This is a genomic window from Actinocorallia lasiicapitis (assembly GCF_054778695.1).
Genome location: NZ_BAAGZI010000169.1, coordinates 1 through 11,610, shown reverse-complemented (window position 1 = coordinate 11,610; position 11,610 = coordinate 1). Strand labels below are relative to the sequence as shown.

Below are 11,610 nucleotides of genomic sequence, written 5' to 3'. Positions count from 1 at the left end.
CTGCGCGGGCGCCGACGCCCTGGGCCGCGCCGGCCTCCGCGACGGCCGCCGCTACACCACCCACCACGCGCTCCAGGACCGGTACGCCGCCCGCTACCCGCGCGCCACGATCGTCCGGGACGTCCTGTACGTCATCGACGACCGGGTGATCACCTCGGCGGGCATCGCCAGCGGCATCGACCTCGCCCTGCATCTGGTGGCCGTCCGGCACGGGCCCGCCGCGGCCGCCAAGGTCGCCCGCGACCTGGTCGTCTACACGCGCCGCAACGGCGACGACGCGCAGGTCGGCGCGATGCTCCGGCACCGCGGCCACCTCAGCGACGCCGTCCACCGCGCCCAGGACCTCATCGACGCCCGCTACGCCGAACCGCTGCCCCTGCCCTGGCTGGCGGCCGCCGCGGGCGTCAGCGAACGCACCCTCACCCGCCGTTTCACCGCCGCGACCGGGCTCACTCCGCTCCGCTACCAGCAGCTCCTGCGGCTCGAGCACGCCGAACACCTGATCGCGCGGGGCGCGACCGCCGAGTCCGCCGCCCACACCGTCGGTTTCACCGATCCGCGGATGCTCCGGCGGCTGCGCGCCCGCCCCTGAACACCGGCCCGGACAGCGAAAACAGGCCCGCACCGACGATCCGGTGCGGGCCTTGCGAAAATCTGGTGCGGGACCCTGGAGGGAGGTCCCTGGAGGGGTTAGAAGCTCTCGACGGCGCGACGTGCTTCGGGGTCGAGAACACCCCAGTTGATCAGTTCCTCGGTCAGTTCGGCCGGGGACTTGTCGTAGATCACGGCAAGCGAACGGAGGTCCTCCTGACGGATCGACAGGACCTTTCCGTTGTAGTCGCCCCGCTGGGACTGGATCGTCGCGGCGTAGCGGGCGAGGGGGCCGGCCTTGTCCTTCGGAAGCTGGGCGAGGCGCTCCAGATCGATGACGAGCTTCGGCGTCGGGCCCAGGGGGCTCGGCGCGGCGCCGCCGGGGAGCAACTCGTTGACGGGCACACCGTAGAACTCGGCGAGCTCGTTCAGCTTCTGAACGGTGACGGCGCGGTCGCCCCGCTCGTACGAACCAACGACGACGGCCTTCCAGCGGCCGCGGGACTTCTCCTCCACACCGTGCAGGGACAGACCCTGCTGGGTGCGGATGGCGCGAAGTCTCGCGCCCAGAGCCTTTGCGTATTCAGACGGCATCTTTGCGGCCCCCAGGCTCACACTCGTCGGACGTGGTCGCTCAGGGCTACCCGGATGAGCACCCTGAGTATGGTTACGGACAGTGACGGTAAAACGGAGACGGCCAAAGGTCAAGCTGTTCGGAAAAATCAGGTCGAATCTGTCACCAACGCCTGACCTTGTGCAAGGGCTCCAGCCCCTGTCCGCAAAGCCTTCCGGAAGTTATCCACAGATCGGGCCCGCTGCGGTATGTGACCCCTCTCACCTGCTCTTATGGAAGGAGCACCGAGGACGGGGGATGAAGATGGGCTGCTACCGTAAAGGGGACACCACGTCCTTTAAGTCCCGTCCCGTGAGGCGGGGAAGGAGGTTGGCGCAGTGACCGCTGCCCAAAACCATCAAGACGAGCCGTACAAGGCCGTCCTCGAGGCCCCCGAGATCAGGCGGGCCCTGACGCGTATCGCGCACGAGATCCTGGAGCGCACCAAGGGCGGCTCGCAGGTCGTGCTGCTGGGCATCCAGACGCGGGGAGTGAACCTCGCGAAGCTGCTGCAGGGCCGGCTGGAAGAGGTCGAGGGCCTGAAGGTCCCGACCGGCTCGCTGGACGTCACCATGTACCGCGACGACCTGCGGATGAAGCCCGCCCGCGCGATCGGCAGGACCGAACTCCCGGCCGAGGGCATCGATGACAAGATCGTCGTCCTGGTCGACGACGTGCTGTTCTCCGGCCGCACCATCCGCGCCGCGCTCGACGCCCTGAACGACCTGGGCCGCCCGCGCGCCGTGCAGCTCGCCGTCCTGGTCGATCGCGGCCACCGCGAGCTGCCGATCCGCGCCGACTACGTCGGCAAGAACCTGCCCACGTCGCAGCGCGAGACCGTCAAGGTCCTGCTCGCCGACGTGGACGGCCGCGACGCCGTCCTGCTCGGCCCCGCTCTGGACAAGCAGACCACCCCGGGGGACAAGTCATGAAACGCCACCTCATCTCCGCAGCCGACCTCACCAGGGACGACGCGCTGCTCGTCCTCGACACCGCCGAAGAGCTGGCCCAGATCGCCGGCCGGAGCGTCAAGAAGCTGCCGACCCTGCGCGGCCGCACCGTGGTCAACCTCTTCTTCGAGGACTCCACCCGCACCCGCATCTCCTTCGAGGCGGCCGCCAAGCGCCTGTCCGCCGACGTGATCAACTTCTCGGCGAAGGGCTCCAGCGTCTCCAAGGGCGAATCGCTCAAGGACACCGCGCTCACCCTCGAGGCCATGGGCGCCGACGCGGTCGTCATCCGGCACGGCGCGTCCGGCGCGCCCTACCGCCTCGCCGACTGGGTCAACGGCAACGTCGTCAACGCGGGCGACGGCACCCACGAGCACCCCACCCAGGCCCTGCTCGACGCCTTCACCATGCGCCGCCACCTCGGCGACTTGGAAGGGCGCAAGATCACCATTGTGGGTGACGTTCTCCACAGCCGGGTGGCACGATCCAACGTGCTGCTGCTGTCCACGCTCGGCGCCGAGGTCACCCTGGTCGCCCCGCCGACCCTGCTGCCCGTCTCGGTCGGCTCCTGGCCCTGCCAGGTCTCCTACGACCTCGACTCCACCCTGCCCAAGAGCGACGCGATCATGATGCTCCGGGTGCAGAAGGAGCGGATGAACGCCGCCTACTTCCCGACCGTCCGCGAGTACTCCCGCCGGTACGGGCTGTCCACCGAGCGGTTCGCCCAGCTCCCCGACCACGCGATCGTCATGCACCCCGGCCCGATGAACCGCGGCGTCGAGATCGCCGCCGAAGTCGCCGACTCGCCCCGCTCGACCATCGTCGAGCAGGTCGGCAACGGCGTATCGGTCCGGATGGCCGTCCTGTACCTGCTGCTGGGCGGCTCCGAGCCCGCCATCGGCACCGAGCACTGATCGAGGTTGAGTGACATGAGCACCTACATCATCAAGAACGCCTCGATCCTCGGCGGCGCCCCGCAGGACATCCTCGTCCGCGACGGTGAGATCGCCGAGATCGGCCAGAACCTGTCCGAAGCGGCCGCCGAGATCATCGAGGCCGACGGCCTGATCGCGCTGCCCGGCCTCGTCGACCTGCACACCCATCTGCGCGAGCCCGGCCGCGAGGACAACGAGACCGTCCTGTCCGGCACCCAGGCCGCCGCCCGCGGCGGCTTCACCGCCGTCCACGCCATGGCCAACACCACGCCCGTCGCCGACACCGCGGGCGTCGTCGAGCAGGTGTGGCGGCTCGGCCGCGAGCACGGCTACTGCGACGTCCACCCCATCGGCGCCGTCACCGAGGGCCTGGAGGGCAAGAAGCTCGCCGAGCTCGGCGCGATGGCCGACTCCGCCGCCCGCGTCCGGGTCTTCTCCGACGACGGCCACTGCGTCGACGACGCCGTGATCATGCGCCGGGCGCTGGAGTACGTGAAGGCGTTCGACGGCGTCGTCGCCCAGCACGCCCAGGAGCCCCGGCTCACCGAAGGCGCCCAGATGAACGAGGGCGAGGTCTCCGACCGGCTCGGCCTGCGCGGCTGGCCCGCCGTCGCCGAAGAGGCGATCATCGCGCGTGACTGCCTGCTCGCCGCGCACGTCGGCTCCCGGCTGCACGTCTGCCACGTCTCCACCGCCGGCTCGGTCGAGATCGTCCGCCAGGCCAAGGCCAAGGGCTGGAACGTCACCGCCGAGGTCACCCCGCACCACCTGTTCCTCACCGACTCCTGCGCCGAGCACAGCCCCACCGGCGCCTACGACCCGATCTACAAGGTCAACCCGCCGCTGCGCACCCAGGCCGACGTCGACGCCTGCCGCGCCGGTCTCGCCGACGGCACCATCGACGTCGTCGCCACCGACCACGCCCCCCACGCCCTCGAGGACAAGGAAACCGAGTGGGCCGACGCCGCCATGGGCATGGTCGGCCTTGAGACCGCCCTGTCGGTGGTCCAGGCCGCGATGGTCGACACCGGCCTGCTGACCTGGTCCGAAGTGGCCGACCGCATGTCCACCAAGCCCGCCGAAATCGGCCGGCTCACCGGACAGGGCCGCCCGCTCGAGGTCGGTTCACCCGCCAACATCACGCTTTACGACCCGAACTTCACGGCGCCCGTCGACGCGGCGACGTTCGCCTCCAAGAGCCGCAACACCCCCTACGCCGGTCTCGAACTGCCCGGTCGCGTCGTCGCCACGCTCCTGCGGGGCCGGCCGACCGTGCTGGAAGGAAAGCTCGTATGACAGATGCCATGCTCGTCCTCGAAGACGGACGGGTGTTCCACGGCGTCGCCTTCGGCGCGGAGGGTGAGACGTTCGGCGAGGTCGTCTTCAACACCGGCATGACCGGCTACCAGGAGACCCTCACCGACCCGTCGTACCACCGGCAGATCGTCGCCATGACCGCCCCCCACATCGGCAACACCGGCGTCAACGACCTCGACCCCGAGTCGTTCCGCATCCAGGTCGCCGGATACGTGGTCCGTCAGCCCGCGCGCGTCGCCTCCAACTGGCGCGCCCAGCGCTCCCTCGACCAGGAGCTCAAGACGCACGGTGTCGTCGGCATCGCGATGCCCGGCACGCGCGCCCTCACCCGCCACCTGCGTGACCGGGGCGCGATGCGCGCCGGGATCTCCACGGTCGAGCGCGACCCGCAGGCCCTGCTCGCCCGTGTCCTCGCGACGCCCGGCATGGCCGGCGCCGACCTGGCCGCCGAAGTCGCCACCAAGGAGCCGTACGTGGTTCCGGCGCGCGGCGAGACCAGGTTCCGGGTCGCGGCCGTCGACCTCGGCATCAAGGCGATGACCCCGTTCCGGATGGCGGAGCGCGGCTGTGAGGTGACCGTCCTCCCGGCCACCGTCACCGCGGAGGAGATCCTCGCCCTCGACCCCGACGGCGTGTTCTTCTCCAACGGCCCCGGCGACCCCGCCACCGCCGACCACCAGGTCGCGGCGCTGCGCGGTGTGCTCGCCTCCGGCAAGCCGTTCTTCGGCATCTGCTTCGGCAACCAGATCTTCGGGCGGGCCCTCGGCCTCGGCACCTACAAGCTCCGGTTCGGGCACCGCGGCGTCAACCAGCCCGTCCAGGACCGTCGCACCGGCCGTGTCGAGATCTCGGCCCACAACCACGGCTTCGCGGTCGACGCCCCCCTCGACGGCCCCTTCGACACGGCTTTCGGCCGCGCCGAGGTCTCGCACGTCAACCTGAACGACGGCTGCGTCGAAGGCCTCCGCCTCCTAGACCGCCCAGCGTTCTCAGTCCAATACCACCCCGAGGCCGCCGCCGGCCCCCACGACTCCACCATCCTGTTCGACCACTTCTGCACCCTGATGGCCACCCACCAGCAGGCAAGCCACCCCACCCCCGCCGAGCCACCTCACCCCGCCCAGTACGCGGCTGCGGACCACCCGGTTCACTCCGCCCCCGCTCCGCAGCACCCGCCCGCCGACCAGCAGGGCGACCAGTTCCCCCCGGCCGAGCAGCACCCCCGCCCCACCCAGGACGAAGGCGTCGCCGCCCAGCCTGAGCAGCAGGGCGGCCAGTTCGCCCCGGTGGAGCAGCACCCCCGCTCCGCCCAGGACGAAGGCGTCGCTGCCCAGCCTGAGCAGCAGGGCGGCTCGTTCACCCCGGGCCAGTTCGCTTCGGCGGAGCAGCACCCGCGCTTCGGCCAGGACGAAGGCATCACTGCCCAGCCTGAGCAGCAGGGCGGCCCGTTCGCCCTAGGCCAGTTCGCTCCGGTGGAGCAGCAGCGGTCCGTTCAGAGTGACGGTGCGGCGGCTCCGCAGGTCGGGCAGTACGCCCCGGCCGAGCAGCCTGGGTGGTTCGTGCCCGCCGAGGTGCAGGCCGCCGCGGCGGAACCGCGGTTCGACGGGGAGCAGGGGCAGGGCGAGTCGCCTTACGCGCAGTTCGCTGACGGGCCGGCGTTGCCGGTGATCGGGGACGGGCAACCGTTCGCGTCGGCGGAGCAGCTCGCGCAGGCGCTGGCCGAACCGGGCTCGCCCTACGCGCAGTTCATGGCCGAGCAGGCCGCCGCCGCCCAGGCACAGCAGGCTGGGCAGGCGCCGCAGCAGGGGCTGCCGCAGGCCGGGCAGGCGCAGCCGCAGGCCGGGTACGGGCAGTACGTTCCGGTGGAGACGCAGGCGGTCGAGCCGGCGGCTCCGGGGGAGCGGCCCGAAGGCGGGTACCTCGTGTTCGGTGAGGCGCCGCCCGCGCCGGGCAACGTGACCTACGGCGACGTGCACGTCGCGGGCGCCCAGGTCGCGGGCGCCGAAACCCCCCACACCGACGCGGCCCGGCGGCCCGTCGGGTTCGACGAAGCGGAAGGTGCCTGATGCCGCGGCGCGAAGACCTCAAATCCGTACTGATCATCGGCTCGGGGCCGATCGTCATCGGCCAGGCGTGCGAGTTCGACTACTCCGGCACCCAGGCGTGCCGGGTCCTCAAGGCCGAGGGCCTGCGGGTCATCCTGGTCAACTCCAACCCCGCCACGATCATGACCGACCCGGAGTTCGCCGACGCCACCTACGTCGAGCCGATCACCCCCGACGTCGTCGAGAAGATCATCGCCAAGGAGCGTCCCGACGCCCTGCTGCCGACCCTCGGCGGGCAGACCGCGCTGAACTGCGCCGTCGCCCTGCACGAGACCGGCGTCCTGGAGAAGTACAACGTCGAGCTGATCGGCGCCGACTTCGACGCGATCCAGCGCGGCGAGAACCGCGAGATCTTCAAGGGGATCGTCGAGTCGCTGGGCGCGGAGTGCGCGCGCAGCGTCATCTGCCACACGATGGACGAGGTCCTGGCGGGGGCGGCGCAGCTCGGCTACCCGCTCGTCGTCCGGCCGTCGTTCACCATGGGCGGTCTGGGCTCCGGTTTCGCCTACGACGAGGCCGACCTGCACCGGATCGCGGGCGCGGGCCTGGCGGCGTCGCCGACCAGCGAGGTGCTCCTGGAGGAGTCGATCCTCGGCTGGAAGGAGTACGAGCTGGAGCTGATGCGCGACCGCAACGACAACGTGGTCGTCATCTGCTCGATCGAGAACCTCGACCCGATGGGCGTCCACACCGGCGACTCGATCACGGTCGCGCCGGCGATGACGCTGACGGACCGCGAGTACCAGCACATGCGTGACGTCGCGATCGCGGTCATCCGCAAGGTCGGCGTCGACACGGGCGGCTGCAACATCCAGTTCGCGATCCACCCGTCCACCGGCCGCATGATCGTCATCGAGATGAACCCGCGGGTGTCGCGGTCCAGCGCGCTGGCGTCCAAGGCGACGGGCTTCCCGATCGCGAAGATCGCCGCCCGGCTGGCCGTCGGCTACACCCTCGACGAGATCCCGAACGACATCACCAAGGTCACCCCGGCGTCGTTCGAGCCGACCCTCGACTACGTGGTCGTCAAGGTCCCGCGGTTCGCGTTCGAGAAGTTCCCCGGCGCGGACCCCACGCTGACCACGCACATGAAGTCGGTCGGCGAGGCGATGGCGATCGGCCGTTCGTTCCCCGAGGCGCTGCAGAAGGCGCTGCGCTCGCTGGAGAACAAGGGCGCGTCGTTCACCTGGGACTCCGTCCCGCCGCTCGAGCAGCTCATGCAGTCGATCAGCACCCCGCACGACGGCCGGCTCCACGAGGTCCAGCAGGCGCTGCTCGCGGGCGCGAGCGTCGGCGCGGTCTACCGGGCCACCGGCATCGACCCGTGGTTCCTCGACCAGATCGTCGCGATCAACGAGGTCGCCGCCGACATCCGCCTGTCGGACGACGCGCTGACCGCGAAGAAGCTGGAGATCGCCAAGCGCCACGGCTTCTCCGACGTCCAGATCGGCCAGCTCCGCAACCTGTCGGAGGAGGTCGTCCGGGAGCTGCGGCACGCCCTCGGCGTCCGGCCCGTCTATCTGACGGTCGACACGTGCGCCGCCGAGTTCGCCGCCCAGACCCCGTACCTGTACTCCTCCTACGACGAGGAGACCGAGGTCCCGCCCGGCGCCAAACCCAAGGTGATCATCCTGGGTTCGGGGCCGAACCGGATCGGGCAGGGCGTCGAGTTCGACTACTCGTGCGTCCACGCCAGCTTCACGCTGTCGGAGGCCGGGTTCGAGACCGTCATGGTCAACTGCAACCCCGAGACCGTCTCCACCGACTACGACACCTCCGACCGCCTGTACTTCGAGCCGCTGACGCTCGAGGACGTGCTGGAGGTCGTCCACGCCGAGCAGCAGAGCGGCGTCGTCGCGGGCGTCATCGTGCAGCTCGGCGGCCAGACCCCCCTCGGTCTGGCGCAGAAGCTGAAGGACGCGGGCGTCCCGATCGTCGGCACCTCGCCCGAGTCGATCCACCTCGCCGAGGACCGCGGCGCGTTCGGCCGGGTGCTGGCCGCCGGCAACCTGCCCGCGCCCAAGCACGGCACCGCGATCTCCTCCGACGAGGCCGTCGCGATCGCCAACGAGATCGGCTACCCCGTCCTGGTCCGGCCGTCGTACGTGCTCGGCGGACGCGGCATGGAGATCGTCTACGACGACGCGACGCTCGTGTCGTACATGGCGTCGGCGACGGAGATCTCCGCCGACCGGCCCGTGCTGGTCGACAGGTTCCTCGACGAGGCCATCGAGATCGACGTGGACGCCCTGTTCGACGGCACCGAGCTGTTCCTCGGCGGCGTCATGGAGCACATCGAGGAGGCCGGCATCCACTCCGGCGACTCGGCGTGCGCGCTCCCGCCGATCACGCTGGGCCGCGAGAACATCGAGCGGATCCGCGAGTCGACGCTGAAGCTCGCCCAGGGCATCGGCGTGCGCGGGCTGATGAACGTCCAGTACGCGCTGTCGGCGGGCGTCCTTTACGTCCTGGAGGCGAACCCGCGGGCCTCGCGCACCGTGCCGTTCGTGTCCAAGGCGACGGCCGTGCCGCTGGCGAAGGCCGCGGCGCGCGTCATGATGGGCGCTTCCATCGCCCAGCTCCGCGCCGAGGGCCTGCTGCCCCCGACCGGCGACGGCGGCACCCTGCCGCTGGACGCGCCGATCGCGGTCAAGGAGGCGGTGCTGCCGTTCAACCGGTTCCGCAACACCGAAGGCCAGGGCGTCGACACGATCCTCGGCCCGGAGATGCGCTCGACCGGCGAGGTCATGGGCATCGACGAGGTGTTCGGCACCGCGTACGCCAAGTCGCAGGCCGCCGCCTACGGTCCGCTGCCGACGAAGGGCCGCGCGTTCGTCTCGGTCGCCAACCGCGACAAGCGCCACATGGTCTTCCCGGTGAAGCGGCTGGCCGATCTCGGTTTCGAGATCCTGGCCACCGAGGGCACCGCCGAGGTCCTGCGCCGCAACGGCGTCCACGCGAAGGTCGTCCGCAAGCACAGCGCGGGCCCGTCCGCCGACGGCACCCCGACGATCGTGGGCCTGATCCTCGACGGCCAGGTCGACCTGATCGTCAACACCCCGTTCGGCAGCCCCGGCCAGTCCGGTCCGCGCCTCGACGGCTACGAGATCCGCACGGCCGCCGTGGTCCGCGGCATCCCCTGCGTCACCACGGTCCAGGGCCTCGCCGCCGCCGTCCAGGGCATCGAGGCCGTCACCCGCGGCGACGTCGGCGTCCGCTCCCTCCAGGAACACGCCACCCGCATCCGCACCTCCTGGCACTAACCCCCGAGCGCGCCCCCTCCCCAGGGGGCGCGCCCCCACCCCGACCACCTGCCAGGGGGGTTTTGGGGTATGGGGGAGCGTGGCGGTCTTGGGGTGGGGGTGGCTTGTCTGGGAGTGTTGCGTTTCCGGGTTGGGAGCGGGCTGGGGTCCGTGTTCGTTGGGAGGGTGTCATCAGCGGCGAGGGAGCGGTGCAGTCGCCGGGGACCGTGCTGACGGTGCGGCAGGTGGCGGCGTATCACGCGATGACTCTCGTGGCGCCCGCGGTCGCGGAGCGGTTCAGGCCCGGGCAGTTTCTCGCCATCGCGGTCGGCGGGGAGCATACGTCGCTGCTCGCCCGGCGGTGCTTTCCGATTTATGAGGTCAAGTCTGACTATGGCGGGACCGTGGAATTCGTCTTCGAAGCCACCGATCCCGGCACCGAATGGCTCGCATCACGGCGTTCGAGAGATGCCGTCGACGTTATCGGGCCGTTGGGACGACCGTTTCCGTTGCCTCGCGATCCCGCCAGTTGTCTGCTTGTCGGCGGCGCGCAAGGCGCTTCCGGACTGTTCTCGTTGGCGGACGCCTTGCGCCGCCGCGACTGCCAGACCCATTTCGTGCTCGCCGCCCCGCACGGCACCCAGGTGTTCGGCGCCCGGTCGGCGCAGCGGATCGGCGACAGCGCGACCGTCGTCACCCGCGACGGCTCGCTCGGCACCGCGGGCAGCGTCCCGGAACTGCTGCCGCGGATCATCGACGAGTCGGCCGCCGACGTGATCTACGCGGCGGGCCCGACCGCCCTGATGAGCGCGGTCGCGTCGATCGCCGCGAACTACGGCGTGCCGTGCCAGGTGTCGGTCGCCGAGCTGCTGTCGGCGACGTCCGCGTGCGGCATCGGCACCTGCCAGTCCTGCGTCCTGCCGGTGATCGGCGACGACGGGATCACCCGGATGGTCCGCGCCTGCACCGAGGGGCCCGTGCTCCGCGGCGAGCGGGTGCGCTGGTCCGATCTCGGCACGATCCCGCTGGACGCCATGGGCGGCCCCCGCGCCCCGCATTCCGCCCTGACCGCCCCCGTTCCCGTGGAGAGGTGACAGGCGTGGAGTTGACGACCAGGATCGGGACGCTGGAGCTGGCGTCCCCGGTGATCAGCGCGTCGGGCTGCGGCGGCAGCGGCCGTGAGCTGGCGCAGTTCACGGAACTGTCCCGGCTGGGCGCGTTCGTGACGCCGTCGGTGATGCTCCAGCCGCGCGCCGGACGCCCCACCCCGCGTGTCGCCGAGACCCCGAGCGGCCTGCTGACGGCCATGGGCCTGCCGGGCCCCGGAGTCGAGGGCTTCCTGGGCCGTGACCTGCCCTGGCTGGCCGAGCAGGACGCCCGGGTGATCGTCTCGGTGGGCGGCAACAGTGTCGCCGAGTTCGCGGAGGTCGCCAAGCGCCTCCTGGACGCGCCGACCGCCTCGGCCGTCAAAGCCGTCGAGATCAACGTGGCGTGCCCGAACGTCGAGGACAGGGGCAGGATGTTCGCCGCGTCCCCTCAGGCCGCCTCGGAGGTCGTCAGGGCCGTACGGGGTGCCGTCCCGCGAGACGTCCCGGTATTGGCGAAATTGTCGCCGGACGTCACGGACATCGCGACCATCGCCCTGGCGTGCGCCGACGCGGGCGTCACGGGCCTGTCGCTGATCAACACCATGGCCGGTCTCGCCATCGACCCGGCGACGCTCAAGCCCGTCCTGACGGGCGTCAGCGGCGGCCTGTCGGGCCCCGCGCTGCGCCCGGTGGCGCTGCGCTGCGTCTACCAGGTCCACGCCGCCCTGCCCGGGCTGCCGATCATCGGCGGCGGGGGAGTGGCCTCGGG

The 11,610-nt window shown here is 71.1% G+C and carries 8 protein-coding genes and 1 pseudogene; 8 read left to right on the top strand and 1 reads right to left on the bottom strand.

All coding sequences use genetic code 11. The features are described 5' to 3' along the window. Positions 1-592: GlxA family transcriptional regulator (locus tag ACYVE7_RS19145; RefSeq protein WP_460366314.1), on the top strand; the 592-nt coding region annotated here is incomplete at its 5' end. Between the two features lie 98 nt (positions 593-690). On the opposite strand, the gene bldD is transcribed toward ACYVE7_RS19145, so the two are convergent. Then, complete coding sequence (gene bldD, locus ACYVE7_RS19140) at positions 691-1,185, bottom strand: transcriptional regulator BldD (protein ID WP_106398443.1); 495 nt, start codon at positions 1,183-1,185, stop codon at positions 691-693. 357 nt (positions 1,186-1,542) lie between these two features. Here bldD and pyrR point away from each other — a divergent pair, with 357 nt between their 5' ends. The 7 genes and pseudogenes from pyrR to ACYVE7_RS19105 form a co-directional block, all read left to right on the top strand. Further along, positions 1,543-2,136, top strand: coding sequence for a bifunctional pyr operon transcriptional regulator/uracil phosphoribosyltransferase PyrR (gene pyrR, locus ACYVE7_RS19135; protein WP_460366313.1), 594 nt, complete (start codon positions 1,543-1,545; stop codon positions 2,134-2,136). Next, a complete protein-coding gene (locus ACYVE7_RS19130; protein ID WP_460366312.1) occupies positions 2,133-3,068 on the top strand; it encodes an aspartate carbamoyltransferase catalytic subunit in 936 nt (311 codons plus the stop codon). Before pyrR ends, ACYVE7_RS19130 begins: the two co-directional genes overlap by 4 nt. Before the next feature lie 15 nt (positions 3,069-3,083). Next, a complete protein-coding gene (locus ACYVE7_RS19125; RefSeq protein ID WP_460366311.1) occupies positions 3,084-4,385 on the top strand; it encodes a dihydroorotase in 1,302 nt (433 codons plus the stop codon). Positions 4,386-4,393: 8 nt separating this feature from the next. Continuing rightward, positions 4,394-5,509, top strand: a pseudogene (carA, locus tag ACYVE7_RS19120) (glutamine-hydrolyzing carbamoyl-phosphate synthase small subunit); the annotation flags it as partial. A gap of 962 nt (positions 5,510-6,471) precedes the next feature. Further along, positions 6,472-9,774 (top strand): carbamoyl-phosphate synthase large subunit, encoded by a 3,303-nt coding sequence (gene carB, locus ACYVE7_RS19115; RefSeq protein ID WP_460366310.1) that lies wholly within the window; start codon positions 6,472-6,474, stop codon positions 9,772-9,774. A 170-nt stretch (positions 9,775-9,944) separates the two neighbouring features. Then, entirely contained in the window at positions 9,945-10,847 is a 903-nt protein-coding gene (locus ACYVE7_RS19110) for an iron-sulfur cluster-binding protein (protein WP_460366315.1), read from the top strand. A 5-nt stretch (positions 10,848-10,852) separates the two neighbouring features. Further along, positions 10,853-11,610: dihydroorotate dehydrogenase (locus tag ACYVE7_RS19105; RefSeq protein WP_460366309.1), on the top strand; the 758-nt coding region annotated here is incomplete at its 3' end.

What these genes read in the sequence shown, in the direction of transcription:
- bldD (WP_106398443.1), bottom strand. Translation starts at nt 1,185, where the DNA reads ATGCCGTCTGAATACGCAAAGGCTCTGGGCGCGAGACTTCGCGCCATC.
- ACYVE7_RS19130 (WP_460366312.1), top strand. Translation starts at nt 2,133, where the DNA reads ATGAAACGCCACCTCATCTCCGCAGCCGACCTCACCAGGGACGACGCG.
- ACYVE7_RS19125 (WP_460366311.1), top strand. Translation starts at nt 3,084, where the DNA reads ATGAGCACCTACATCATCAAGAACGCCTCGATCCTCGGCGGCGCCCCG.
- carB (WP_460366310.1), top strand. Translation starts at nt 6,472, where the DNA reads ATGCCGCGGCGCGAAGACCTCAAATCCGTACTGATCATCGGCTCGGGG.